The sequence below is a fragment of the Ruegeria sp. O6 genome (assembly GCF_056535045.1).
The window spans coordinates 49,081-72,951 of record NZ_JBQERM010000010.1 but is presented as its reverse complement, the minus strand read 5'-3'; the positions used below and the strand labels follow the sequence as shown (position 1 = coordinate 72,951).

25 protein-coding genes are annotated in these 23,871 nt (G+C 56.2%); 9 read left to right on the top strand and 16 right to left on the bottom strand.

Features of this window, described 5'->3' with window-relative positions; genetic code table 11:
* Positions 1 to 68: 68 nt before the first annotated feature.
* Positions 69 to 770 (top strand): DUF1223 domain-containing protein, encoded by a 702-nt coding sequence (locus tag ACR0DY_RS13780; RefSeq protein ID WP_480545387.1) that lies wholly within the window; start codon positions 69 to 71, stop codon positions 768 to 770.
* Here ACR0DY_RS13780 and ACR0DY_RS13775 read toward each other — a convergent pair whose 3' ends face one another.
* The 4 genes from ACR0DY_RS13775 to purB form a co-directional block, all read right to left on the bottom strand.
* The gene (locus tag ACR0DY_RS13775; RefSeq protein ID WP_480480353.1) at positions 771 to 1,694 is read right to left on the bottom strand and encodes a lysophospholipid acyltransferase family protein; all 924 of its coding nucleotides are present in this window, start codon (positions 1,692 to 1,694) and stop codon (positions 771 to 773) included.
* A 120-nt stretch (positions 1,695 to 1,814) separates the two neighbouring features.
* Positions 1,815 to 2,915: a flagellar motor switch protein FliG gene (locus tag ACR0DY_RS13770; protein WP_480485254.1), complete on the bottom strand. Its 1,101-nt coding sequence runs from the start codon at positions 2,913 to 2,915 to the stop codon at positions 1,815 to 1,817.
* A 69-nt stretch (positions 2,916 to 2,984) separates the two neighbouring features.
* Positions 2,985 to 3,527 (bottom strand): tetratricopeptide repeat protein, encoded by a 543-nt coding sequence (locus tag ACR0DY_RS13765; RefSeq protein WP_480480357.1) that lies wholly within the window; start codon positions 3,525 to 3,527, stop codon positions 2,985 to 2,987.
* 378 nt (positions 3,528 to 3,905) lie between these two features.
* Positions 3,906 to 5,210: an adenylosuccinate lyase gene (gene purB / locus ACR0DY_RS13760; protein ID WP_480898484.1), complete on the bottom strand. Its 1,305-nt coding sequence runs from the start codon at positions 5,208 to 5,210 to the stop codon at positions 3,906 to 3,908.
* A 355-nt stretch (positions 5,211 to 5,565) separates the two neighbouring features.
* Here purB and ACR0DY_RS13755 point away from each other — a divergent pair, with 355 nt between their 5' ends.
* Both ACR0DY_RS13755 and ACR0DY_RS13750 read left to right on the top strand, forming a co-directional pair.
* Entirely contained in the window at positions 5,566 to 6,126 is a 561-nt protein-coding gene (locus ACR0DY_RS13755) for a hypothetical protein (protein ID WP_480485258.1), read from the top strand.
* Between the two features lie 11 nt (positions 6,127 to 6,137).
* On the top strand, positions 6,138 to 6,470 hold the full coding sequence (locus ACR0DY_RS13750) for a hypothetical protein (RefSeq protein ID WP_480480363.1): 333 nt from the start codon (positions 6,138 to 6,140) through the stop codon (positions 6,468 to 6,470).
* A 32-nt stretch (positions 6,471 to 6,502) separates the two neighbouring features.
* On the opposite strand, the gene ACR0DY_RS13745 is transcribed toward ACR0DY_RS13750, so the two are convergent.
* Positions 6,503 to 7,717 (bottom strand): bifunctional alpha/beta hydrolase/OsmC family protein, encoded by a 1,215-nt coding sequence (locus ACR0DY_RS13745; RefSeq protein ID WP_480545389.1) that lies wholly within the window; start codon positions 7,715 to 7,717, stop codon positions 6,503 to 6,505.
* 275 nt (positions 7,718 to 7,992) lie between these two features.
* Here ACR0DY_RS13745 and ACR0DY_RS13740 point away from each other — a divergent pair, with 275 nt between their 5' ends.
* Entirely contained in the window at positions 7,993 to 8,187 is a 195-nt protein-coding gene (locus tag ACR0DY_RS13740) for a hypothetical protein (protein WP_480545391.1), read from the top strand.
* A 10-nt stretch (positions 8,188 to 8,197) separates the two neighbouring features.
* Here ACR0DY_RS13740 and dddP read toward each other — a convergent pair whose 3' ends face one another.
* Positions 8,198 to 9,541 (bottom strand): dimethylsulfonioproprionate lyase DddP, encoded by a 1,344-nt coding sequence (gene dddP, locus ACR0DY_RS13735; RefSeq protein ID WP_480545393.1) that lies wholly within the window; start codon positions 9,539 to 9,541, stop codon positions 8,198 to 8,200.
* 122 nt (positions 9,542 to 9,663) lie between these two features.
* Between dddP and ACR0DY_RS13730 the strand changes: the two genes are divergently transcribed.
* A complete protein-coding gene (locus tag ACR0DY_RS13730) occupies positions 9,664 to 10,407 on the top strand; it encodes a heme-dependent oxidative N-demethylase family protein (RefSeq protein ID WP_480545395.1) in 744 nt (247 codons plus the stop codon).
* Between the two features lie 36 nt (positions 10,408 to 10,443).
* Here the strand turns inward: ACR0DY_RS13730 and ACR0DY_RS13725 are convergent, their stop codons facing one another.
* From ACR0DY_RS13725 to ACR0DY_RS13710, 4 genes are all read right to left on the bottom strand, one after another.
* Positions 10,444 to 11,346, bottom strand: coding sequence for a hypothetical protein (locus ACR0DY_RS13725; RefSeq protein ID WP_480545397.1), 903 nt, complete (start codon positions 11,344 to 11,346; stop codon positions 10,444 to 10,446).
* 200 nt (positions 11,347 to 11,546) lie between these two features.
* Positions 11,547 to 12,335: a lytic murein transglycosylase gene (locus tag ACR0DY_RS13720; protein ID WP_480545399.1), complete on the bottom strand. Its 789-nt coding sequence runs from the start codon at positions 12,333 to 12,335 to the stop codon at positions 11,547 to 11,549.
* A gap of 287 nt (positions 12,336 to 12,622) precedes the next feature.
* The gene (glnA, locus tag ACR0DY_RS13715) at positions 12,623 to 14,029 is read right to left on the bottom strand and encodes a type I glutamate--ammonia ligase (protein WP_267366350.1); all 1,407 of its coding nucleotides are present in this window, start codon (positions 14,027 to 14,029) and stop codon (positions 12,623 to 12,625) included.
* A gap of 33 nt (positions 14,030 to 14,062) precedes the next feature.
* Positions 14,063 to 14,401, bottom strand: coding sequence for a P-II family nitrogen regulator (locus tag ACR0DY_RS13710; protein WP_209503542.1), 339 nt, complete (start codon positions 14,399 to 14,401; stop codon positions 14,063 to 14,065).
* 169 nt (positions 14,402 to 14,570) lie between these two features.
* Here ACR0DY_RS13710 and ACR0DY_RS13705 point away from each other — a divergent pair, with 169 nt between their 5' ends.
* The 3 genes from ACR0DY_RS13705 to tig all read left to right on the top strand — a co-directional run bounded on the left by ACR0DY_RS13705 (position 14,571) and on the right by tig (position 19,153).
* The gene (locus ACR0DY_RS13705; RefSeq protein WP_480545401.1) at positions 14,571 to 16,214 is read left to right on the top strand and encodes an NAD(P)H-hydrate dehydratase; all 1,644 of its coding nucleotides are present in this window, start codon (positions 14,571 to 14,573) and stop codon (positions 16,212 to 16,214) included.
* A gap of 309 nt (positions 16,215 to 16,523) precedes the next feature.
* Positions 16,524 to 17,648, top strand: coding sequence for a porin (locus ACR0DY_RS13700; RefSeq protein ID WP_480504712.1), 1,125 nt, complete (start codon positions 16,524 to 16,526; stop codon positions 17,646 to 17,648).
* 173 nt (positions 17,649 to 17,821) lie between these two features.
* Positions 17,822 to 19,153, top strand: coding sequence for a trigger factor (tig, locus tag ACR0DY_RS13695; protein ID WP_480545803.1), 1,332 nt, complete (start codon positions 17,822 to 17,824; stop codon positions 19,151 to 19,153).
* Positions 19,154 to 19,256: 103 nt separating this feature from the next.
* Here tig and ACR0DY_RS13690 read toward each other — a convergent pair whose 3' ends face one another.
* The 6 genes from ACR0DY_RS13690 to rpsF all read right to left on the bottom strand — a co-directional run bounded on the left by ACR0DY_RS13690 (position 19,257) and on the right by rpsF (position 23,047).
* Positions 19,257 to 20,111 (bottom strand): acyl-homoserine-lactone synthase, encoded by an 855-nt coding sequence (locus ACR0DY_RS13690; protein ID WP_480480382.1) that lies wholly within the window; start codon positions 20,109 to 20,111, stop codon positions 19,257 to 19,259.
* 107 nt (positions 20,112 to 20,218) lie between these two features.
* Positions 20,219 to 20,920 (bottom strand): autoinducer binding domain-containing protein, encoded by a 702-nt coding sequence (locus ACR0DY_RS13685; protein WP_209596813.1) that lies wholly within the window; start codon positions 20,918 to 20,920, stop codon positions 20,219 to 20,221.
* Between the two features lie 235 nt (positions 20,921 to 21,155).
* Positions 21,156 to 21,641 carry a transglycosylase SLT domain-containing protein gene (locus ACR0DY_RS13680; protein ID WP_480480384.1) on the bottom strand — a complete coding sequence of 162 codons (486 nt, stop codon included), beginning with the start codon at positions 21,639 to 21,641 and terminating at the stop codon, positions 21,156 to 21,158.
* Between the two features lie 166 nt (positions 21,642 to 21,807).
* A complete protein-coding gene (rplI, locus tag ACR0DY_RS13675) occupies positions 21,808 to 22,425 on the bottom strand; it encodes a 50S ribosomal protein L9 (protein ID WP_480898479.1) in 618 nt (205 codons plus the stop codon).
* Between the two features lie 12 nt (positions 22,426 to 22,437).
* The gene (gene rpsR, locus ACR0DY_RS13670) at positions 22,438 to 22,665 is read right to left on the bottom strand and encodes a 30S ribosomal protein S18 (protein ID WP_005608650.1); all 228 of its coding nucleotides are present in this window, start codon (positions 22,663 to 22,665) and stop codon (positions 22,438 to 22,440) included.
* A gap of 28 nt (positions 22,666 to 22,693) precedes the next feature.
* Positions 22,694 to 23,047, bottom strand: coding sequence for a 30S ribosomal protein S6 (gene rpsF, locus ACR0DY_RS13665; RefSeq protein ID WP_209503558.1), 354 nt, complete (start codon positions 23,045 to 23,047; stop codon positions 22,694 to 22,696).
* Positions 23,048 to 23,328: 281 nt separating this feature from the next.
* Between rpsF and ACR0DY_RS13660 the strand changes: the two genes are divergently transcribed.
* Positions 23,329 to 23,847 carry a hypothetical protein gene (locus tag ACR0DY_RS13660; RefSeq protein ID WP_209596809.1) on the top strand — a complete coding sequence of 173 codons (519 nt, stop codon included), beginning with the start codon at positions 23,329 to 23,331 and terminating at the stop codon, positions 23,845 to 23,847.
* The last annotated feature ends 24 nt before the right edge of the window (positions 23,848 to 23,871 follow it).

Sequence of the window (23,871 nt, the reverse complement as noted above, 5' to 3'; positions counted from 1 at the left end):
AACGTTGATTGGCGGTTGAAGGGCAAAACGGCTATCCCAGAGAACACCCGCTTTATCCGAGAGTTTTGATGTTCAGACCCGCTGCTTTGACCGCCCTGATATCCTGCCTGCTCGCCACCCAGCCCATGGCCGGTGGGGATCCTGTGGTGGTTGAGCTGTTCACCTCACAGGGGTGTTCGTCTTGCCCGCCGGCAGATCGGATCATGCATGAGCTGGCGAAACGCGACGATGTCATCGGGCTGGCGTTGCATGTCGACTATTGGGATTACATCGGCTGGAAGGACGAATATGCCGATCCTGATCACACGCTGCGGCAACGGGCCTATGCCCGCGAAAACGGAAAATCCATGATCTATACGCCCCAGATGATCATAAATGGTCAGCACGATATTGTCGGCGCTCAGGCTCAGGAGCTCGACCGTCTGATTGATGCGCATCTAAAGGCCGCCCCCGAGGCAGCGGTGACAGCAATCCGAGACGCTGACGAAGTGACCGTGAGTGTGACGCCTGTAGAATTGCCCGAAGGTGAGACCTATGACGTGCGTATCGTTCAGTATTCGCCTCTGCGCCATGCCTCGATCCGCCGTGGTGAACTAGCAGGGCGGGAATTGGATTATGCCAATGTTGTCGAGACCTGGCAGATTGCGGGCCGGTGGGATGGGCAAACGCCGCAGACATACTCGGCGCAGCTGGAACCAGACTTGCCAGCCGTCGTGCTTGTGCAAAGGGCCGGTCACGGGCCAATAGTTGCCGCGTCTTGGGCCAAGTGATCAGGGCATGTCGTCCGGTTGAACGCCAAGCCCGTTCCAGCTTTTCCAACGCCGATGGATCCAGAACCACTGTCCCATATGCTGCCGCACGATCTGTTCCAGATCGTCATTGGTGAACTGAGTCATCGTCTTTGGGTCCGTGTGCGGAACGGGATCATGCAGGATGATTTCAAAGTCGATGCCATTAGGCTGGCGCACGGCATAGCACGGTATCAGTACGGCCTTGTACTTGATGGCCAGCTCTGCGTTCAGCACGGATGTCACGGCAGGCTTGCCAAAGAATGTCAGCTCTTCGCCCCCCAGCGCATGCAGGTCGGACACGATGGCAATGATTCCACCGTTCTTGAGTGACCGGACCATTTCGACCATACCACGCCGCCCCTGTTCGAACATCGGCGCGCCGGTTTTGTAAAAGGCTTCGACATAGGCGTCGTTGAAATAGGGATTGGCCATCCGCCGGTAGAGGCATCCAATCGGCTTGCCGCTGTGTTTCTGCAGGGCAACACGCGCGGCCAGATAGTGACCGAAATGCGCCGTGATCATCATCACCGGACGCCCTTCGGCAATCGCGGCGTCAAACGCAGCAATACCGGGCCCGGATATCTTGGCGTTCACCTGACGTTCGATGAAACCTTCGGGTGAAAAATGCTCCATAATTGCCCGACCGGCATTATCCGACACGTCACGATAGATCTTTGTGATCTCGGCGTCAGACAATTCAGGGCAGGTGAGCTTTAGATTCCGGCGGACACGGGTGCGAAATCCAACGACAGGCGCAAGGGTTTTCATGATTGCACCCATGGTTGCTATGCGCCTTTCATAAGGAAGCAGGCGCATAGCGCCGATGATTCCCTGCAGGAGCAGATTGGCGACATAGTATTTTCCAAGCTCAAACCGGCTGAGCTCCGACTTTTCGACGGGCATGGAGGTGTCTCACCGCGTGTTGCGAAATGTTGCCTCAGACATACAACCCGGTACCCGTAACCTCAAGCACCCTGGCGAAATGGCTGCCCTAACGATCTGGCGGGTGCGCCTGTTCCTGCCTCAACCCGTGTTTTCGTCGTCTTCCTTTTCAATCAGCGTAATTGTTCCGGCGTCAGACAAGGTACGAACCGCCCCAACGATCTGGGTCATGGCATCTTCGGCCTCAGATTGCTTGACCCGCCCGCGTTCCGCGATTTCCTCGCGCAGGTTTTCTGCCATGCGGGAGGAGATATTCGACAGCAGAAACTCGACAGATGCCTTGTCATCATCCGCGGCGGCACCAGCAAGGGCCGCGACCAGAACAGGCTGATCGACTTCCCTCAATATGGCTGGAACATCACGGGGCGAAATCCGGCTGGAGATATGGGCGAAGGTAAAGATCGAGCGGCGCACCAGATCGGCAAAATCGGCGTCGTCCTCATCCAGCGCGTTCAGCAGGTCGTCACGTGTGGCGGACGCAGACTGGTTCAGAATTGCACCCACCCGCGCGCCTGGACCGTCATTGAAGGCCTGAACAGGCCGCTGATCCAGCTGAGCAGCCAGTGACCAGCCGATCCGCTCAACCGCTTCGGGCGTGACATTTGCTGTTTTCGAGATTGCGTAGGTGATCCGCCGTGCCACCGGACCCGGCATGTGGCCCAGCATCTGCGCCGCCTGTGCCGTATCCATTTTTGAAAGCATCACAGCGGCCACTTCAGTGCTTTCCGCCTGTGCCATGGCCGCAAGGTCCTGGGCTGGAATGTCGCGCAACCTTTGCCAGGGATCACCGATCTGACGAACTCCGGCAACTTTGCGCAAACGCGCGGCTGTCGCGGGTGTGATTTTTCCACTGACGGCATCCAAGGCCCCGGCAAGACCATGTGGAAAGGCCAGACCGACATTGTCCAGGGCTTCGCTGAATTCCTGCGCCACAGCACCCAGAGTCGCCCGGTCTACAAGGCCCATTTCCCCCAATTGATGTGTCAGTTTCTCTTGCAGGTCATCGGGAAGCTCCTCCAGCGGAAGATCGGCGCCGTCGTTCAACAACAGGCGCACGACAACAGCCGCCTTTTGACGGCTGGTCAAAGATCGGGGAACAAGGCGCGGGCTGTCGCCACCTCCTGCGGAAAATGGGGCCGAAGCCCCTTGAACCGTTTGAATTAATGCGTTGGTGTTCTGCATCTGCCTGTGGAGCTAAAGTTTTCAAACCACAGGCAGATTAGAGAGAGTCGGGTTAAATAACCCTGAACCTTAATAGCTGTATGTCAGGCCCGTTCGGATCGCTTCGCGCAACGATGCCTCGGCCCAGGTGCCTTCTCCGCCACGGGACTTTATTTCGCGCCATTGCTCGATCGCCAGATCGGTTCGGCCTTCGGACACAAACCCCTGCGCCATGTAGCTGCGCGCCAAAAGATTGTCTGGGTTGGCATTGATCGCGTTTTGATAAAAGACATTTGCCAGTTCCAGCTCGCCCATCTTGCGATAGGTGAAACCCCAATAGGTCAGGACACGATCGTCGTCCTGATCCATGATGCGCAGAATGTCTTGAGCGTGCCCGTATTGCCCGTCATACGCCAGTTCGCGGACCGCATCATACAGCTGATCATCTGTCAGGCTTGACTTGTCGGGTTTGACGCATTTTCCACGGGTTTCGTCATATACACGGCCGAACAGGCATTTCTTGGTTGTATTCGTCGGTTTCGGCGGGCTGCTGCTGTCACCACCTGCGGCATGGACAGCTGGCGCGAAGGCAAAGGCTTGCAAAGCAAGGGCAGAAGCTAACAAAAGGCGCATTTCTTTACTCCGTTCTCGGGGCTCTTATTGAAATCATAGTGTGATCTACAAAAAAGCTAACAGGGGAACGGTCGCTTTTATTCACGAACTGGACAAAAATTGTCAGCTGTTGACAGATTTCGCGCAGCTTTTTGTTTCAGTATCCCACGTTGTCCCGGGTGCGCAGGATTGGGTCTGTTTGGAATGTTGTTCGCAGGCAAGCCCGGCCGAGGCCACAAGAACCAGTGCCAATGCGCTTAGGAGTGTTCGGATCATGATGTTTCCCTCGTATGGAAAAAGCACATGCAGGATACCGCATTTCCGTTGGTCTGGCAAAAAACAAGGGGGTACAATGCACGTGGCAGAACACCCCCGGCTAACAGACTGAAAAGATAACCGTTAGTCGCCAAACACGCGCGCAAAGATCGTATCGACATGCTTGGTGTGATACCCGAGGTCGAATTTCTCTTCGATCTGCGCAGGGCTGAGTGCGGCAGTTACATCAGCATCCGCCAACAGTTCCTCCTTGAAGTCGGTGCGGTGTTCCCAAACCTTCAACGCGTTGCGCTGTACCATGGCATAGGCGTCCTCACGGCTGACACCTGCCTGGGTCAGGGCCAGCAGAACCCGCTGGCTCATGACCAGCCCGGGGAACTTGTTCATGTTTTCCAGCATGTTTTCCGGGAAGATCAGCATTTTGTCGACCACACCTGTCAGGCGGGCCAAGGCAAAATCCAGCGTGATTGTGGCATCCGGACCGATCATGCGCTCGACAGATGAATGCGAGATGTCGCGTTCGTGCCAGAGCGCGACATTCTCCATTGCCGGTATTACGGCTGCGCGGACCATGCGCGCCAGACCGGTCAGGTTCTCAGTCAGCACCGGGTTTTTCTTGTGCGGCATCGCCGAGGAGCCTTTCTGGCCCATCGAGAAGAACTCAGCCCCCTCCAGTACCTCGGTCCGCTGCATGTGGCGGATTTCGATGGCAATGTTTTCGATGCTGCTTGCGATGACGCCCAGCGTTGCAAAAAAGGCCGCGTGGCGGTCACGCGGAATGACCTGCGTGCTGATCGGCTCAGGCACCAGACCCAGCTTGTCACAGACATGTTCCTCGACTTGCGGGTCGATATTGGCAAAGGTACCAACCGCGCCGCTGATCGCTCCGGTGGCGATTTCCGCACGTGCATCGCGCATCCGGGACAGGTTGCGGTCCATCTCGGCGTAGAAGCGGGCAAAGGTCAGACCCATGGTTGTCGGTTCGGCGTGGATGCCGTGGCTGCGTCCAATACGAACCGTGTTCTTATGTTCCATCGCGCGGCGCTTGAGCGCAGCCAGAAGCCCTTCAAGGTCGGCAATCAGGATGTCGGCGGCGCGGGTCAGCTGTACGTTGAAACAAGTGTCCAGCACGTCCGAGCTGGTCATGCCCTGATGCACAAAACGCGCCTCTTCACTGCCGACATGCTCTGCAAGATGGGTCAGGAAGGCGATGACGTCATGCTTGGTGACGGCTTCGATCTCGTCGATGCGGGCGACATCGAATTCCACATCCTTGGCTTTCCAGACAGCTTCGGCATTTTCACGCGGGATCACGCCCAGATCCGCCATGGCATCGCACGCGTGCGCCTCGATCTCGTACCAGATGCGGAACTTGGTTTCGGGCGACCAGATGGCAACCATTTCGGGGCGGGAATAACGGGGAATCATAGGCGACGGCACCTTTTTTGCAGATTGGATGAGGCGTTGGCGCGGGGTTTAACCGCGTGCGGGGTAGGGAACAAGATGCGAGAGCGTATATGAGACGGTTTGCCCTGATTCTTGCCGTTTGTTCGGGCTTTTCAGCAGCAGACGGGTTCGGAAAACTGTCCTGCAAAGGATTTGGTACGGTATTGACGGGCAGGGTTCCGCAACAAGGCAGGTTTTGCGCCTGCAACTAGGTCTCACCGGATCATGCCGCCAGTTGGGGTGGATGCCTGTCCTGCCCTTGCTGCCAAGCGATGCTGGACAAACAGCGCTGCAACAGTTCAATCTGATCGGAAGGAAATAACCAGGTTATTGAGATATGCGTTTTTTATCATGTTCTGTACTTGCCCTCTGTGGTGTGTTTTGGGTCGGCGCAGCTGCACCAGCACTGGCTGACACACCCGTGACATACACCGATGAAGGCCAAGCGCTCTTTCGGTTTGACGTTCCAGACTTCTGGGTCCTTCGTACCGGCGGCCCGCGCGAGATTGAGGATACCGAACTGGGCGACGCCCGTGCGGTCGCGCGGGTCATGGGGTTCCGGCCGGTGACAGACGACGCGGTGTGGATGGGTTTCGTATCACCTGCGGGGGTTGGAACAATTCAGGGCGGCGTCCGGTACTTGCAGGATATCGACAAGTTTCTGGTCAAAGACCCTACGACGACCAGCACCAGCGATACCCGTATCGGCGGATTGCCAGCCCGCGTGTTTCGGGGCACCGGGCACCGGGACGGCAAGGGAGTAAGCTTTACCGCCACCGTCATTGACCTTCCGCAAGGCCGGGTTGCCATCGCAGTTGCTATTCTGCGGGACGGGGCAGACCCGATTTATGCAGATGATCTGAACGCCGTTTTCGCGTCGTTCCGGGCACTTCAGTGAGGGAGGGAGCGATGAGCGTTAGACTGATCAAACGGATGTCCCTTACGCTAGGGTTTGGGATCGCGACTTTGACGCTGTCGGCCTGTGACGGTGTGACGGTTGGGGTCGGGTACGGGTATGACCCGTTTTACGACTCGATGCTGTGGAACGACTACTACCATGACGTTAATGTGGATATTGACGTTGATCGTCCCAACCGACCTGATCGACCAGTGCGCCCCGAGCGTCCGAAACCGCCTGTTGCCAAACCTCCCGCGCGCCCGCGCCCACCTGTCGCGCGCCCACCTGTCGCGCGCCCGCCGGTTGCCCGCCCGCCCATTCATCGACCGAGCCCGCGACGCTAAGGAACAAAAGGCCGCCTGTCAGGCGGCCTTTCTTATGAAAGAAGCTCGGTCGTTATGTGGGCCGAGCCTTCAAGCGTCCGGTGAACCGGGCACTTGTCCGCAATCTCAAGCAAACGTTGCCTTTGCTCCTGATCCAGCGGGCCGCTCAGGCGGATTTTCCGGCGAAACTGGTCCACCTTGCCGTCATTCACCAATCCGGCATCCTGCGCGTGAACCTTGTCATGACACACATCGACGCTGACATTTGTCAGGGGCCAGCCTTTGCGCCGGGCGTACATGCGTATTGTCATCGATGTGCAGGCCCCCAGACCGGCCGAGACAAAGCCATAAGGCGACATGCCCTTGTCCGTACCGCCATAAGATGCGGGCTCATCCGCGACCAGATGGTGGTTTGGACCCGCCTGAATATCCTGCATGAACCCGCCCGGATCTGCTTCGGTTATGCGCACAACGCCCTCTGGCGCACCCGGTGGCGGAGCGGGTGGGCACAGTTTCACATAGCGTGAAACCCAAGCAGCAATAACATCCGCTGCATATTCGGCGTCAGAGGCGCGCGTGATCAGATGATCGGCGTTGTCGAGAGTTACAAAGCTTTTGGGGTGTTTCGCGGCCAGAAAGATCGCGCTCGCATTGTCGATGCTGACCGTTTCGTCGCGTGGGGCATGAAGGATCAAAAGGGCAGCTTTGAGGTCGGCGATTGCAGATGACAGGGCCGATTTGGCAATGTCGTCCACAAAATCTTTACCAATGCGGAAGGGGCGACCACCCAGAGAGACCTCGGCACTGCCGTCCTCTTCGATCTGAGGCAGCGCCGCCTCAAAGTGATGCGACACATGGGCGGGGTCCGCCGGTGCACCCAATGTCACGACGGCTTTTACAGTCGGAATACCAGCCCGCGCCCGCAACACCGCCGCGCCCCCAAGCGAGTGGCCGATCAGCAGGGCAGGTGCCATTTTTCGACCAGCCAGATATTGCGCGGCTGAAATCAGATCCTCGACATTCGAAGTGAAGGTCGTATTGGCAAACTCGCCTTCGGAATGGCCCAGTCCGGTGAAATCGAACCGCAGCACCGCAATGCCCATGGCAGCCAGTCGGGCAGAAATGCGCCGGGCGGCCGGGATATCCTTGGAGCAGGTAAAGCAGTGGGCGAACAGGGCCGTCGCCAGCACCGGCCCGTCCGGCAAATCCAGTCGCGCCGCCAATTGGCTGCCGTCATGTCCGGCAAAAGTGATGCGTTCCGTGGGCATGTCGGCTCCTTGAATGGTACGGGGGAACACGCCCAATACTGTGTATTTGCCCCTTGGGTCACAACCCTTAAGTCACACGCGTAACGGGAAGGTGAGAACGAATGGGTGTTTCACAGACTGCGCAAGATCCCTGCCGCCTTCGGGCCGCATGGCGGCAGAGCTCTTACCTTCTTTTATTATCAAGGTTTTTGATGGTGATCCAAACAAACATTCGTTTCACTTATGTCTCTCCACATCCCATTTGTGGTTCCTGAAAGCTGAAACAGGAGACACAGATGTCACATGCAGATATTGCACCCCGGATACCCGACCTGCGTTCACGTATGATCCTGGCTATAGTTTTGGCCGGCGTTGCCGGGTTCGCGGTTGGCCAATCCTGGCCCGCGCCCCAAGGTGGTTCACAGGTTCAGGTCAGCCTTGCCACGGAAGATTGGCATGGAAATGTCCGCCGGTCGCATTGGTCGAATTGAGGGCCCGGCCTTATTCGATTCCCATCAATTGGGGGTCAAAGGGATATCTGGACAGGTTCTCATACCCGGTTTCGGTAATGAGAACCTGATCCTCAAGCTTGATGCTGAAATCGCCACCGACTTCGCCAACGCAGGCTTCGACGCACAGCACCATGCCGGGCTCCAGCGGATAGTCATATGCGCCTTCGACGGCTTTGTCCGGATACGCAACCAGCGGCCATTCATCACACAATCCCACTCCGTGCATCAGGCAGCCGTATTTCTGCGCCTGAAACTTGTCGTCAAGCCTGTGCGACATGGCGGTAAGTTCCGGGATCATCACACCGGGCTTCAGCATCTGCATGTTGGTCATGATGTGTTCATGCGCGTGCTGCATGGCATAGATCATGTCAGGGCGGGGTTTTTGGTCGCCAATCCACCATGTGCGCGAGATATCGATGCAAATCCCGTAAGACCCGATCAGGTCGGTGTCGAAGGCGATGATTTCGTTTTGCTGCGTGATGCGTGGGCCGCATTCCTGGAACCACGGGTTCGTGCGTTGGCCTGACGCCAGCAGGCGGGTTTCAATCCATTCGCCACCGCGCCGGATGTTTTCCGCGTGCAGAACAGCCCAGATATCATCCTCGGTTGTCTTGCCATTGCCGACATTCGCGCGTGCAAAGCTCTCCATCTCCGCCACAGCGGTTTCGCAGGCGTGATTGGCACAGCGCATGGCCAGAATCTCATCCGGTCCCTTCACGGCACGGGTCTTTTCGGTCAGCTCTTCACCTTCCATGACCTCAAAGCCCTGCGCCTCAAGCGCGCGCAGACCATGCAGCATGATCTTGTCGACAGCCAAACGTTTGTTGCCGCCGCCATGCGCATCGATCAGTACGCGCACCTCGTTCGAGAAAACATCTGCCGCAATATCCACCTTGTCGCCACGGTCGAAGTAAAACAGGTCCGCGCCTGACCGCTGCTCGCGCACCAGCGGATTGAACGTGCTGAGGAAAGGTGAGTTCTTGTAGTCCCAGATCACCATATAGCCATCGGCACATAACAGCACCGCGCGAAACGGGTTATGCGTATTCCACAACTGCATGTTCGTGCTGTCGGTTGCGTAGCGGATGTTCAGCGGGTCAAAAACCAGCAAGCCACCATATCCGCGATCAACGATGGCCTGCGTCAGTCGTTTCCAGCGGTGTTCCCGCATCCGGGCAAGATTGGGCAGTTCCAGCCCCGCAGCAGCCCATTCGTCAAAAGCCAGCTGTGTCGGTCCGATCTCGATCCGGTCATTTTCGTTTGGCGTGCCATCACCCAGCGTAGCGCCTCGGCTGGGGTCAATCTTGCGCGTGTCTCGGTAATGCTTGTTCATGACGGACCTCGTTGCTTGTTCAGTCAAACCTAAGGTGCCCATATCGATCGTCTTGGAAAAATGCGACGGCGATCCTGTCGTTTTCGACCGACAAATATTTCGACCCATGCTAAGCCACTGGAATGAATAAAATTCTGCAAGATAAAATACCGTATGATGTCGGCGACCTACGTGCTTTACCGGGTATCCAGCCTGCAACGATGGAAAACTGGTTGCATCGGGACGAAGCTTTTGCAGGTCAGATGCAACGCCGGCAGAAGCTGCTGACGGAACGCCGCGATGACGTTCTGGCGCTTGATCCGCAGGCAGAACCCGCCGCTCGGGAGCTGCTCGACCTTGTGCTGTCGCAGGTCTATCCCAATGCGGGTGAGGAGGTCGTCAGACCCGACGGAGTAAGTGTCGCAGTCGACCGGGCGCAGCCGCTTGATACATTGTGCAGGCTGGTTCAGGAGGATTTTTGCATCCTGCAAAAGCGCGGAACTGAACATGTATTGACCGGCGCAATCCTGTGTTTCCCGGCCAGCTGGCTTTTGTCCGAAAAATTCATGCGACCACTGATCGACATCCATGTGCCTGTCGCAAGTTACGACGAAAATATCGCCAAGCGGGTGCAGCGCCTGTTCGACGGGATACAGCCCGGCCGTCCGCTCTGGCGTTTTAACGCGCTTTGGTATGAAGACCCCGAACTGTTTCAGCCCCGAAGCTCCAGTGACAGGCGGGGCGACACAGATCGACGTAAAACGTCCTACTTGCGAAGTGAGCGGCAAACCCTGCTGCGCTTGCCGAAAACGGATGCGGTCGTCTTTTCAATCCACACTTATATTCTGGCCGCGAACGCGGTTCCCAAAATGGAAAACCCCGCCTAAAGGCGGGGCATCCAAGGAGGGTCTTCTGTAATTCTCTTATTGGCCCAAGGCGGCCGCAACATCGGCAAACGCGTTCGTTGCGTTCAGGGCAACTATCGCGAAGGTAAAGACAAGCACCTGTGTGTTGAGGCGAAAATCTTCACCCCGGATCAGATTGACAGCAGCCATTGACAGGGCAATCGGGGTCGAAACGCCAGCCAGTACACCCGTCATGCACCAACTGCTGAGACGCAAAACGTCACTTGGCTTTACGACACCATCTTCGTCATCGAACGTTTCCTGACCTGGCCTGTTTGTATCTTCACTGCGAAACGCGATGCTGAGCAATTGTTCATCTGTCAGCTGGATCGGGCGGGACGTCGAAGCATGAAGAACACTTATGGTGTCATCGTTCTCGGGCAAATTCATTGCCGAAAACTGCCCGGTCAGCGACTGAAAAATTTGTTTTCTGTCGCGTGTTCGGCTGGGGGTCAGAGTGTCAAAGGCGCTCATGAACTGCTCGACCGTCAGAACCGTGTGTGGCGACAGCCATTCAACGCGCCGGGTCGAACAGATATCGACCATGCGATACAGAATGACGACCATCATCAGTTCCGAAATCTCGGAGTCATCCAGCAGGGGGGAAACCGGCGTGATCGAAAGAACCAACCTGTTTTGCGGATTTGCGGCGCGGGGTTTTGTTATCGTTTTTAGCCCCGCGGCGCGATCCATACGCTCGTACCGGTCTTCCTGCTCGGGGGTGCCTGTATCCAAGGTCAGTCGCACAAGGTACTGACTTGAAACAATGCTTGCTTCGGAATTGCTCAGCAACGCCTTGCGTTCGACCAGATGGCCGTAATCTTCCAGCGTCGTGGCAACGATTGTGCCAAAACGCTCGATCGCGCCATTTGCGTCGCCATTGAATTGCAGGCCGCCATGGTAGCTGTGCTTCCGAGCCACTGCACTGTCCTTTTTTGCGTACTGTTCAGCAAACACTGTAACAACCATTCGTGAGGAGAATTTGGCGGAAAATGCAAAAAAGGTAATATTACCCCGGCATTGGTTACGCATTGGAAACCAAGAAACTAAAGGCTTTTGTTTGTCACTGTGGCGGAAATGTGGCGAAAGCGGGTGCGGAGTGTGTTTTTGGTGCGACCGGGCTATTGGTCGATTCGGGCGGCCATGATTGCTATGGATTGCTGATAAACAGAGGCCGCGTTCCACTGTTGCAGCACTTGAAAATTCCGCTCCCCTGGCTGATAGCCACGCCCCGGCTTCCACCCTTTCTTGCGAAGAAAATTGGCGGTCGAGGCAAGCGCGTCGGTCATGTCATAGAAGTCCACCCGACGGTCGCCGGTGGCATCGACGCCATAGGTCAGGGCGTTGCCCGGCAGAAACTGAGTGTGACCCAACTCGCCATGTTTTGCCCCTTTTGTCGCCACGGTAATGCTTCCTGCATCGACCAGTTTCAGTGCCCCGATTGCGTGCGGAACAAAGAACTCGGACCGGCGACAATCATAGGCCAGTGTCGTGATTGCGGAAACAACCTGACTGTCTCCCATAAAATTGCCAAAGCCGGTTTCCATGCCGTGAATGGCGATCAGAACACCCGCCGGAACACCGTATTGCCGTTCAAGAGCAGCATAGAAATCGGGATTTGCCGCCTTGCGTTTGCGCCCCTGCGCGACGATTGCATCAGCGCCTCTGACACGCATGAATTTGTCCAGCGTGTATTTGAAGCTTTTCTGATTGCGATCCGCCGCGATTGTGCCCGTGGCGTATTGCGCCTGGGCAAGCGCCTGAAGGCCCTTCTTTTTCACACCAGCCTTGCGGGCCTGCTGGGCGAAATCGGCCTTCCAGGCCTCGAACCCCGCGCTGGTATTCCCACAAGGCGCGGCCAGAAGGGGCGAAGACACAAGCAGGGCGATTAACACGTAAAGACGAAACATAATTATTATCCGATGGTGTTGAAATCTGTGGCCAGCCTACCTTGAGCTTTGAATTGGGCAAAGCAGTTCGTTGGAGTGGCTCCAACCGCTCCTGCAAATGCCTGTTGATTGGTCTGCGGAGTGCCTTTGAAGGATTTCAGATCCTCAGCATCGGGCACATAGCAAGGCGAAGGTAAAACGTGTGAATTCTGCGCCATGGCGCCCGAAAAGGCTGAACAGCGACAGACCGGCGCAAATGAAACAGGGGCGCCCGTTTGAGCGCCCCTGCAAATCCATGCCGTGGTTGCTTAGCAGCTGTAATACATGCCGTATTCAACCGGGTGTGGTGTGTGCTCGTAGGTTTCGACCTCTTCCATCTTCAGGGCGATATAGCCGTCGATCTGGTCCTTGGTGAACACGTCACCTTGCAGCAGGAAGTCGTGATCCGATGCCAGCGCTTCCAGAGCTTCACGCAAGCTGCCGCAGACAGTCGGGATACCGGCCAGTTCCTCGGCAGGCAGATCGTACAGGTTCTTGTCCATGGCTTCGCCCGGGTCGATCTTGTTTTTGATGCCGTCAAGGCCAGCCATCAACAGAGCCGCAAACGCCAGGTAGGGGTTTGCAGCCGGATCGGGGAAACGAGCCTCGACACGTTTTGCTTTAGGGCTTTCGGTCCATGGAATACGGACACAACCCGAACGGTTACGGGCCGAGTAGGCGCGCAGAACGGGGGCTTCGAAACCGGGGATCAAACGCTTGTAGCTGTTGGTAGCCGGATTGGTGAAGGCGTTCAGGGTCTTGGCGTGCTTCAGGATACCGCCGATGAAGTACAGCGCTTCGTCCGAAAGATCAGCGTATTTGTCGCCCGCGAACAGTGGCTTGCCGTCTTTCCAGATTGACATGTTCACGTGCATGCCGGTGCCGTTGTCACCTGCGATAGGCTTCGGCATGAAGGTTGCCGATTTGCCGTACGCATGAGCCACGTTGTGGATGACATATTTGTACTTTTGCAGCTCATCGGCCTGCTTGGTCAGGCTGTCGAAGATCAGGCCCAGCTCGTGCTGGCAAGACGCAACTTCGTGGTGGTGCTTGTCGACCTTCATGCCCAGACGCTTCATGGTCGACAGCATTTCCGACCGCAGGTCCTGCGCTTCGTCGATCGGGTTCACCGGGAAGTATCCACCCTTGACGCCCGGACGGTGGCCCGTATTGCCCATTTCGTATTCGGTGTCGGTGTTCCATGATGCGTCAGTTGCATCAACTTCGTAGGATACCTTGTTGATTGTGTTCGAATAACGGACATCGTCAAACAGGAAAAACTCGGCTTCGGGACCCATATATGCGACGTCACCGATTCCTGATGCCTTCAGGTATGCTTCGGCTTTCTGCGCTGTGCCGCGCGGGTCACGCTCATAGGCTTCGCCTGTATCGGGTTCGACAACCGAGCAGTGCACGCAAATGGTTTTCTCTGCGTAGAACGGATCAACATATGCACTTTCGGTATCGATCATCAGCTTCATGTCCGAAGCTTCGATCGACTTCCATCCTGCGATGGACGAACCATCAAACATGAAGCCTTCGTCCAAGAAGTCTTCATCGACCTGATCGGCCATCAGGGTCACGTGCTGCAGCTTGCCGCGGGGGTCGGTGAAACGGACGTCGACATATTCGGCGCCCTCTTCCTTGATCAGCTGAAGAACTGCGTCCTTGCTCATTCTCTTGATTCCTCTGACTTGAAGATTGGTATGTTAGAGCGCGTCCGAGCCGGTCTCGCCGGTGCGGATGCGAATGGCTTGTTCAACCGGAGAGACAAAGATCTTTCCGTCGCCGATTTTGTCGGTCTTGGCAGCCGACACGATGGCTTCGATGGCGGCATCAACCTGGTCATCGTCCAATACGACCTCGACTTTTACCTTAGGCAAAAAGTCGACAACATATTCCGCGCCACGATACAGCTCGGTATGGCCTTTCTGACGGCCGAAACCTTTGACTTCGACGACGCTGAGACCCTGAACACCTACGTCCTGCAACGCCTCTTTCACTTCGTCCAGTTTGAACGGCTTGATGATCGCTTCGATCTTTTTCATTCCGGCTCACCTTGAATGGTTGTCTCAGGCGCAGTGATCACGTCTAAGATCGGGCGGCAACGTGATTGCGGTATCGGTCGGGTCGGTATCCGTTGAAATCAGGCTCTGTGCTAAATTTTAGGCGGTTTGCACAAAAAGTAATCGAAATTGAATCGTGCGAAGGTGTGATATGACGGAATTGCTGACAGCAGCGCAGATGAAAGCCATCGAGCACGCGGCCATCAGGTCCGGTGAGGTTACGGGTTTGGAACTGATGGAGCGGGCAGGGCAATGTGTTGTCGAGGCGATCTTCGAGGAATGGCCGGATCTGGACAGGCGAGGGGCCAGCCCCTCGCGCTCCCCGGAGTATTTGGAAAAAGATGAAGAGGATCCGCTGCGTGCAGTCGTATTGTGCGGGCCCGGAAACAACGGCGGTGACGGGTTTGTCGTGGCGCGGCTTTTGCGGGAACTGGGCTGGAAGGTTGAGGTATTCCTGTATGGCGATCCCGAAAAGTTGCCGCCGGATGCCCGGGTGAATTATGAGCGATGGGGTGGTTCGGCAAAGGATGTATCTGAGATCGCACGGGGCAGAATCTTGTATCCGGATATTCTCATCGACGCATTGTTTGGGACCGGTCTAACACGATCGATTGAAGATGTGAGGCTATGGGAAATTCTCTGGGCATATAATGACGCTGAGACGGCAAGGGAGTTGCGGCGTCAGGATGGAGGTACGCACATAGTTCCTCCACGCACGGTCGCGATAGACGTTCCTTCAGGTCTTTGCGCAGACTCAGGTAAAGTCGTGGGAGAACTTTTCCCTCAGCATGGACGTCGCTGTGCACGATCAGCACTTACGGTTTCGTTTCATTCGAGAAAGCTTGGCCACGTGCTGAGTGAGGGACCATATTTTTGCGGACATGTTGTCACGAAAGATATCGGGTTGAGGCAGGATGCGGGGGGCGACGAGATTTCGAAGGCTGTGGATAATCTGCCTGGGGTTTGCCTTGGTAAGAGTATGAATGAGCACAAATACACCCATGGGCATGCCCTGATCCTTTCGGGTGGGCCCGGCAAGACAGGTGCGGCGCGACTGGCGGCGCGGGGGGCGTTGCGGATTGGGGCAGGGTTGGTGACGCTGGGGGTGCCATCCTTGGCTTTAGCAGAGGTTGCGAGCCAGATCACCGCCCTCATGCTACAGTGCGTTGATGGTTCTCAAATGCTGTCAGACGTACTGCAGGACGTGCGAATGAACGCCCTTTGTCTGGGCCCCGGTTTGGGGTTGGAGCGAGCGCGGGACTTGGTGCCAGTCGCCCTGATTGCGAAACGTGCGACGGTTCTGGATGCGGATGCGCTGACGGCATTTGCGGGCGATCCCGGAAACTTGTTTGAAATGCTGCATGACCGCTGCGTTCTGACCCCGCATGGCGGTGAGTTTGCACGGCTGTTTCCCGATCTGGCGGAGAAGCTGAGCGAAACGCCGGTCAGAGGCCCCGCCTATTCCAAGGTGGACGCAACGCGAGAGGCATCGGCGCGCGCGGGATGCATCGTGTTGTTCAAAGGGCCGGATACAGTCGTTGCTGCCCCGGACGGGCGATGTTCGATCAATGCCGCGTGCTATGATCGCGCAGCCCCTTGGCTTGCAACCGCCGGGTCAGGCGATGTGTTGGCCGGTTACATCGCCGGGCTACTGGCGCGGGGATTCGATGCGATGGCGGCGGCTGAGACAGCAGCGTGGCTGCACGTGGAATGCGCGCGTCGTTTCGGGCCGGGATTGATCGCCGAGGATCTGCCTGAGCAGTTGCCCGATGTTTTCAAACAGCTGAATATCTAGTTATTTTGGGCAGAAAGCAGCTCAGGCTCTGTCAGAATGGCATGTTTTCGCTGTCAAGATGTGCGCAGATGCATACCGCATATTTGCCAGGTGCATAGGCAGGCATCACTAATCGTTTGCAAGCTGCCAGTACGCGCTGGGGTTATATCTTGTAAGTTAATGAAAAATAATATAAAATAGCAAAATTCTTTGTATGTTCTGTTGCTAAAATACAATTCTTGCGTAAGACAAGGCGCAGACCACTGGAACGCTCGGATTCAGTAAACAAATGGGCAGTATCTGAACCCCGAACCAACTATGGTGAGTGAAATGACCCCAAATATCAAAAAGATATCGGTTGCCGCCTTTCTGACTGCCACGGTCGCTGTTCCGGCAGCCGCAGAGCTGAAATACGAAAATAACAGCGGCGGCTATGTGCTGCTTTACGGGCAGTTAAACCCGGCCTTGATTTCGGTTGATGACGGCCAAGATACCGAGACCCGAGTCCTCGACAACGATCTGTCGAACAGCCGGGTTGGCCTGCGTCTGATGCAGCCATTTGGCCAGAACGAGTTTACCTTCCGCTTGGAATCGGCGTTGGGATTGCCGAATTCGACTGAATGGAACCAGAACGGTACAAACTTTAGCGGCTGGACCCGCGACGATATCCGGTTTGTGGATTTTGCCTTGAAGGGCAGCTACGGCAAGTTCTCGGCAGGTCAGGGCAGCATGGCGGCAGATGGTGCTGCAGAAGTGGACCTGTCCTATGTCGGCACCGCGCTGTATTCGTTCACAAACGATGAGAACTCTGGCTTTTTCTATCGCGGCACAAACGGTGTGCTGAGTGGTATTACGGTTGGTGACAGTTCCAGCAACTTTGATGGCTCACGTCGTGGGCGCGTCCGGTATGACACTCCAACGGTTAACGGATTCTCGGCCGCTTTTGCATATGGTCAGAACATTCTGTCCAGCAGTGACGATGATGACTACTACGATGTCGGCGTGTTCTATGAAAACACCTTTGCAGGCGGTGTAGAGTTTGCGGCAGCTGTCGCGTATTCTGTGCGGGAGCGGGATGACAATTCAGGGGATCGCAAGGATACACTCGGTTCGGCCTCGGTGCTGTTGCCCAGCGGTCTGGGGTTCACGATTGCCGGCGGCACGCGTGACGATGACCGAGCTGGCCAGACGGACCCGAATTACTGGTACGGCAAGGTCTCGTACGAGGGGAACTGGGTATCCTGGGGTAAGACAGGTGTCGGCATCGACTATTATGACGGCGCGGATTTCGAGACCAACGGGTCCGACACCAAGGCATGGGGTATCGCTGTCGTGCAGAAGGTCGAAGCGATCAATACCGATGTTTATCTGAAGTATCGCAACCACGATTTCGATGACGGAACGTCGTTCGAAAACAACGAAGCCTGGGTACTGGGCGCGCGCTGGAAGTTTTAATTGCCTTCCAGCGAGCCAACACGAACGCCCCGGTTTTCGGGGCGTTCTTTTTTGCCAAAACCAGGTTGATTCAGCCTTTGCCCCTTGCACGTTGGCGGCAGGGCAAATAGAAGGCGTCAAATTTGCCCGGCGCGCCCGTTTTGCGCGCCCCGAATCCTATGGGGACTACCAAAATGCAGGTTACCGAGACGCTGAACGAAGGTCTGAAACGCGGCTACAACATCGTTGTGACCGCAGCCGAACTGGACGACAAGGTCAATGAAAAGCTGACCGAAGCACAGCCGGAAATCGAAATGAAAGGCTTCCGCAAAGGCAAGGTGCCGATGGCGCTGCTGAAAAAGCAGTTTGGCCAGCGCCTGCTGGGTGAGGCGATGCAGGAATCCATCGACGGTGCGATGAACAAGCATTTTGAAGACAGCGGCGACCGCCCCGCGCTGCAGCCCGAAGTCAAGATGACCAACGAGGACTGGAAAGAAGGCGACGATATCGAGGTCGCGATGTCCTACGAAGCGCTGCCCGCGATCCCTGAGGTTGATCTGAAATCGGTCGCGCTGGACAAGCTGATCGTCAAGGCGGATGACGCCGCCGTCGAGGAAGCGCTGAACAACCTGGCTGAAACCGCTCAGGACTTCAAAGCCCGCCGCAAGGGTTCGAAAGCCAAGGAAGGCGACCAGATCGTGTTCGATTTTGTCGGCAAGGTTGATGGTGAAGAATTCGAAGGTGGATCGGCCGAAGATTACCCGCTGGTTCTGGGGTCAAACAGCTTCATCCCCGGTTTTGAAGAGCAACTGGTCGGTGTGAAGGCCGAGGAAGAAAAAGACGTCAACGTGACATTCCCGGAAGAATATGGTGCCGAACACCTGGCCGGAAAAGACGCGGTCTTCACCTGCACGATCAAGGAAGTGAAAGAGCCGGTTGCAGCCGAGATCAACGATGAACTGGCGATGAAGTTCGGCGCCGAGGATCTGGCCGCTCTGAAAACTCAGATTTCGGAACGTCTCGAAGCAGAATATGCGGGCGCGTCGCGCGCGGTCATGAAGCGGGCCCTGCTGGACGTGCTGGACGAAAAAGTGTCGTTCGACCTGCCACCGTCGCTGGTTGAAGCCGAAGCCAAGCAGATTGCACATCAGCTGTGGCACGAGGAAAACCCTGAAGTAACCGGTCATGACCACGGTGAGATCGAACCCACCGATGAGCACAACAAGCTGGCCGAACGCCGCGTGCGTCTGGGTCTGCTGCTGGCCGAGCTGGGCCAGAAGGCAGAGGTGGAAGTCACCGACGCCGAGATGACCCAGGCGATCATGAACCAGGCGCGTCAGTACCCGGGTCAGGAACGCCAGTTCTTCGAGTTCGTGCAGCAGAACGCTCAGATGCAGCAGCAACTGCGCGCGCCGATCTTCGAAGACAAGGTTGTCGACTATGTGTTCGAGCTGGCGCAGGTCAGCGACAAGGAAGTCAGCAAGGACGACCTGCAAAAAGCCATTGAGGCACTGGAAGAGGAATAATCCTCTTCCTTCCCTCTTTGCTAAGAGAGGGGTAAAAAAAACGGAGCCGCCTGAGATCAGACGGCTCCGCATGGGTGGCTTTTGTGTCTATGAGGTGAGGGGGTCAGGCCTCATGAGCAAAAGCACGGGGGGTATCTAGCAGAGCGATCTTCTGCTCTGGTGTGAACGTATCCGAGAGCGCTTCGATCAGCTTCAGAACGTCTTGGCGTTCAGCTTCGTTTCTTGCGGCGCTCATCTGTTCCACAAAATACTTCTCAAGATCGGTCAGTGGCTTGTGATCCTGATTGGCCGGGCTCTGGGTTGCTGCCTTCTTGGCTGCAAACAGTGCCAGCGCCTCTTCGTCGTCCATAAAGACGTTCTCATGGATGCCTGCAAACTCACGCAGGCCCGAGATGCGTTCATCGGTGCAATCCAACAGGGCGGCCAGTGCCGAGACTTTCCCCATGGGAACCGTTTCGCCGACGTAGTCGTATGGCGCGCAGTTCGACCGTTTCAGAACCCGGTCCATGACCGGATCGATTACGGTGATGATATCCTGAATACCTGCGTTCTTGGCATATTCCAGAGAGCCGATCATAAGCTCGCAGGTGGCATAAGAGACTGAGTTCTTTTCCTTGCCGCGTGTGAGGCGTTGCGTGTCCACGCAGAAGCGTGTCGATTCCCACATTGTTGCACTGCGAAGTGGTGCTTCCCCGCAGAGGATGGCCGAAAACACATCCGACAACATATGAGGTCCTGTGGTCTGAAGGGCACGCACGGCTGCGACGACATTCCCCCCGTCGTCGAGTCCGATTACATATGCCGGGTCCAGATGATCGAATTCATCAATTTCCTTGCCGTCTTCGATCTTTACGTCCCATCCAAGACGTCCGCCAAAAACACGTGCTCTCAACTCGAACATTTCGTCAAGAACTTCGCTGAACATGTGTCTGTTCAGGCCATCTACCACGATGATCATTTCTTCCCCCTTCGAGTGGTTGTTCGGTAATACTGACGTTACCGCTCTCGAAAGATTTTTCTATTGGGGGATTCCCGTATTTTGGCGAAATTTGGGGATTTTTTTGTTTATCCCGGGGTAATAAGCCCGATCGCGATAGCCCGCCCTACGGCCTGCGGGGTGGTCAGCGCACTAAGCTTTTCCCGGCTAGAACGCAAGTGTACTTCTACGGTTCGGTGCGAAATAGACAAAATATCGCCGATATCCTGCTGCGACTTACCTGCAGCGACCCATTGCAGGATTTCCGCTTCGCGAGAGGACAAGGTCGGATGATATAGTGCACCGGTCAGCTGATCCGAGGACACGACGTTGTCGTGGATGTGCACGGCCATGGCCTGCAAATCGCCGATAAAGTTTGTGTAAAGCTTGCGCCACTCTTCCTTGCTGCAATTTCGGGTAGCGCTCAGCAGGCCAATATCACCGTAAGGGCCGCGTACCGGGATCGTAACACCCTGACTGGGCAAGCCAAAATCATGAGCATCCCGGAACACGCGTTGAAAGTCTGGACTTCTTTCCAGACGGCTCCAATCCACCGGCGCAATACTGCGGCGGGCCATGTGGATGGTCGGATCGATCATGATCAGACCCTGTTTCTGGTAGTGCTCATTCCAGGCGTCGTCATAGGTGACAAAGCCAGCCACTGTTCCAGCTGCTGGGTTCATACCAGCATAGGCAGCATGATCCATGTCATGCTTCTCACAGATTTGCCTTAGAAATTCGGTATATCGAACTTCAGAATCCGGCAGAGTGCTCAGATCGACAATTTCCATGTGGCGCCTACCAGCTGTGGCCCATCTTGCTGCCCGATGGTGTCGTCGAGCATGCGTCTTACACAGAGTGGAACCCGTTTACCTCACCACGTCAGAACATCATACTTTTCTAAACATGACAAGGAGAGGTCTTAATTGTCTGTGCAATACCGCATATTGCGACACCCAATAGAACATTTTTGTCACTATTCAGTTTCAAGTGCTGATTCCGATCGAATTCTGACGCGAATGACCGTCAGGGTGTTGGCCTAAGCCCGGTTTCGACCAGCATTCCTCGGGCTTTAGCTTCGGGATAAAAACCTTTGGCGTACAGAAAAATTGCCCTGCGTTGGTCCCCATCTGAAAGCATCCACGCCCCGCGCAAGTACTTCCCGGCAAACTCAAGGTTGGTGTCGGCGTCCAGCAAACCTTCGGCTTTGCCGGTGTATCCCATCGAGCGCGCCGTGGCTGGCAGGATCTGAAGAAGGCCGTAATAGGGCCGGTTGACGGCCCATGGTCGATGTGTGCTTTCGCGAATGGCCAGCTTGTGAACCAGCTCCCGCGGAATTTCGTAATGGTCCGCCCATCTGTTGATCGAAGCTCTCAGCTCGGGCGTTTCATTCGGGTGGAGCGGCGGGTCAAAATGTGGCGTGCCCGCCTTGGAGACCTGGTCTGCCCCGCAGGCAACCAACGACACAAATAGAAACAGTGCCAGGAAACTATGGCGCAGATAAACAAGCATTTTTCGGTCCTCTGGATTTCGGCGGCAATGATACGGATCGACAATAAGCCTTCAAGCTTACCCCGGAAAATGGGCTGAAACTTGCCGGTACGACCTGTGAACACACAGGGAAAAAAGAAAAGGCCGCGCTTTGGCGCGGCCTTTGGAATGCTCACATGCAGCCGGATCAGGCTTTGGCTTCGTCTTCTTCAACCGGTGCTGCGTCGGCAACCATGTCGTCGTCCGAAGCGGCCGAGCCGATGTCGTCGAACAGTTCGGCGATTTCGAATTCAGCAGCGGCTTCTTCTTCAGCAGCCAGTTCCTGAATCGATTTGCCCGAAGCCTGCAGTTCGGCTTCTTCTGCCGAACGGGCCACGTTCATTTTGATTTCGACTTCAACCTCGGGGTGCAGTTTCACTGCGACAGTGTGCAGACCCAGTTCTTTGATCGGGGCGATCAGGACAATCTGTTTCTTGTCGACGGTGAAACCTGCTTCGGTTGCGGCGTCAGCGGCGTCACGCGGGGTGACCGAACCGTACAGAGCGCCGGCATCCGATGCCGAGCGAATCACGATGAACTGCTGACCGTCCAGCTTTTCAGCCAGTGCTTCAGCTTCTTTCTTGGTTTCCAGGTTGCGGGCCTCAAGCTGCGCTTTCTGGGCTTCGAACGACGCGATGTTGGCGTCGGACGCGCTCAGGGCTTTGCCTTGGGGCAGCAGGAAGTTGCGGGCGTAGCCGGGCTTGACGTCAACGACGTCGCCCATCTGACCCAGTTTCGCAACGCGTTCCAGCAGGATAACTTGCATGTCAGTCTCTCCTTACTTCACAGCGTAGGGCAGCAGGGCGAGGAAGCGGGCGCGCTTGATAGCACGGGCCAGTTCACGCTGCTTTTTCGCCGAAACGGCGGTGATGCGCGAAGGCACGATCTTGCCACGCTCAGAGATGTAGCGCTGCAGCAGACGGGTGTCTTTGTAGTCGATTTTCGGCGCATTCTCACCCGAGAACGGGCAGACCTTGCGGCGGCGGAAAAATGGTTTTGCGGCCATGGTTTAGTGTCCTTTTCTCAGGCGTTGATCAACGGCGCTCGCGGCGTTCGCCACGTTCGTCACGCTTCTGCATCTGAACCGACGGACCATCTTCGTGGCCGTCGACCTTGATGGTCAGAACGCGCATGACGTCTTCATGCAGGCGCATCAGGCGCTCCATTTCCTGCACCGCGCCCGAGGGGGCATCGGTTTTCAGAAAGGCATAATGGCCCTTGCGGTTTTTGTTGATCTTGTAGGCCATCGTCTTGACGCCCCAGTACTCGCTATCAACCAGCTTGCCGCCGTTGTCAGCCAGAACGGTGCCGAAATGTTCGACGAGGCTTTCCGCCTGCGCGTTGGACAGATCCTGACGCGCGATCATTACATGCTCATACAGTGGCATGTGCACTCCTGTTTATATCAAGGCGCATTTCATAGGCGGGGCCAAACGTTCCTTCGCGACCCTGCCACGAGAGGCTGCGCGATTCATACGACTGCGAAGGATGGCCCCATATACACGTCTGAGCCACAAGGGCAAGCCCTGCCACATATGCCTCTGAGACGCCGCCCAAATTCCTTTAGGCCGCCCAATTGCTGACGCTTTTCGGCTCAAAGTTGTTTTGCATACCGGACATCAACCGGATCAACAGAATTTCGAAAGTAACCTTAAAAGGGTGACGCGTTATGACCGCTACTAACACAAACGCATATCAGGAAAACGTTGCCGGCTCGCGCTTTGAGAATTCGGTGCCGGTAATGATCACATTTGCACCGAACTGGAAGGCCCGCCTGATACTGGCGCGGATGGTCGGGGCGTTTTTGATCGTTTCCGCGTTTTCAATGTGGTTGATGCCCGGATCGGTCGTTGGCGCAGATGTTTGGCCGATCAAGATGGCGGCATCCATGCTGTTTCTGGTCGTTGGCGTCGCCTTGTTGACAATCGAGGTTTTCGACCCGCGCCCTGACGCCTATTTCGACCCGATCCGCCGCGAAGTCCGGGTATTGCAAAAGAACGAAGACGGACGCCCTCAGACTGTCCTGCGCCGCAGCTATGACTCGCTGGGTGGGGCGCGTTTTGAAGAGAATGAGGTTCACCTGTTTGACGTGGACGGAAGTCTTTTGATGAAGCTGCCGCTTGAATCGGCGGATGTCAGCCGGGCGCTGAAAGGGCAGCTCAGCAAAAGCGTAACAATTTTCGGTTGATTTTTATTCTGTTCAAAAAAGAAC

Coding starts and splice junctions, on each gene's coding strand:
- rpsF (WP_209503558.1), bottom strand. CDS start 23,047: ATGCCACTGTATGAGCATGTAATGATCGCGCGTCAGGATCTGTCCAAC.
- ACR0DY_RS13780 (WP_480545387.1), top strand. CDS start 69: ATGTTCAGACCCGCTGCTTTGACCGCCCTGATATCCTGCCTGCTCGCC.
- ACR0DY_RS13720 (WP_480545399.1), bottom strand. CDS start 12,335: ATGTTTCGTCTTTACGTGTTAATCGCCCTGCTTGTGTCTTCGCCCCTT.
- ACR0DY_RS13660 (WP_209596809.1), top strand. CDS start 23,329: ATGACCGCTACTAACACAAACGCATATCAGGAAAACGTTGCCGGCTCG.
- rplI (WP_480898479.1), bottom strand. CDS start 22,425: ATGCAAGTTATCCTGCTGGAACGCGTTGCGAAACTGGGTCAGATGGGC.
- rpsR (WP_005608650.1), bottom strand. CDS start 22,665: ATGGCCGCAAAACCATTTTTCCGCCGCCGCAAGGTCTGCCCGTTCTCG.
- ACR0DY_RS13705 (WP_480545401.1), top strand. CDS start 14,571: ATGACGGAATTGCTGACAGCAGCGCAGATGAAAGCCATCGAGCACGCG.
- ACR0DY_RS13685 (WP_209596813.1), bottom strand. CDS start 20,920: ATGGAAATTGTCGATCTGAGCACTCTGCCGGATTCTGAAGTTCGATAT.
- ACR0DY_RS13770 (WP_480485254.1), bottom strand. CDS start 2,915: ATGCAGAACACCAACGCATTAATTCAAACGGTTCAAGGGGCTTCGGCC.
- ACR0DY_RS13710 (WP_209503542.1), bottom strand. CDS start 14,401: ATGAAAAAGATCGAAGCGATCATCAAGCCGTTCAAACTGGACGAAGTG.
- ACR0DY_RS13700 (WP_480504712.1), top strand. CDS start 16,524: ATGACCCCAAATATCAAAAAGATATCGGTTGCCGCCTTTCTGACTGCC.
- glnA (WP_267366350.1), bottom strand. CDS start 14,029: ATGAGCAAGGACGCAGTTCTTCAGCTGATCAAGGAAGAGGGCGCCGAA.
- ACR0DY_RS13740 (WP_480545391.1), top strand. CDS start 7,993: ATGTCACATGCAGATATTGCACCCCGGATACCCGACCTGCGTTCACGT.
- tig (WP_480545803.1), top strand. CDS start 17,822: ATGCAGGTTACCGAGACGCTGAACGAAGGTCTGAAACGCGGCTACAAC.
- ACR0DY_RS13680 (WP_480480384.1), bottom strand. CDS start 21,641: ATGCTTGTTTATCTGCGCCATAGTTTCCTGGCACTGTTTCTATTTGTG.
- ACR0DY_RS13690 (WP_480480382.1), bottom strand. CDS start 20,111: ATGATCATCGTGGTAGATGGCCTGAACAGACACATGTTCAGCGAAGTT.
- ACR0DY_RS13750 (WP_480480363.1), top strand. CDS start 6,138: ATGAGCGTTAGACTGATCAAACGGATGTCCCTTACGCTAGGGTTTGGG.
- ACR0DY_RS13755 (WP_480485258.1), top strand. CDS start 5,566: ATGCGTTTTTTATCATGTTCTGTACTTGCCCTCTGTGGTGTGTTTTGG.
- ACR0DY_RS13730 (WP_480545395.1), top strand. CDS start 9,664: ATGAATAAAATTCTGCAAGATAAAATACCGTATGATGTCGGCGACCTA.
- ACR0DY_RS13775 (WP_480480353.1), bottom strand. CDS start 1,694: ATGCCCGTCGAAAAGTCGGAGCTCAGCCGGTTTGAGCTTGGAAAATAC.
- purB (WP_480898484.1), bottom strand. CDS start 5,210: ATGATTCCCCGTTATTCCCGCCCCGAAATGGTTGCCATCTGGTCGCCC.
- ACR0DY_RS13745 (WP_480545389.1), bottom strand. CDS start 7,717: ATGCCCACGGAACGCATCACTTTTGCCGGACATGACGGCAGCCAATTG.
- ACR0DY_RS13765 (WP_480480357.1), bottom strand. CDS start 3,527: ATGCGCCTTTTGTTAGCTTCTGCCCTTGCTTTGCAAGCCTTTGCCTTC.
- dddP (WP_480545393.1), bottom strand. CDS start 9,541: ATGAACAAGCATTACCGAGACACGCGCAAGATTGACCCCAGCCGAGGC.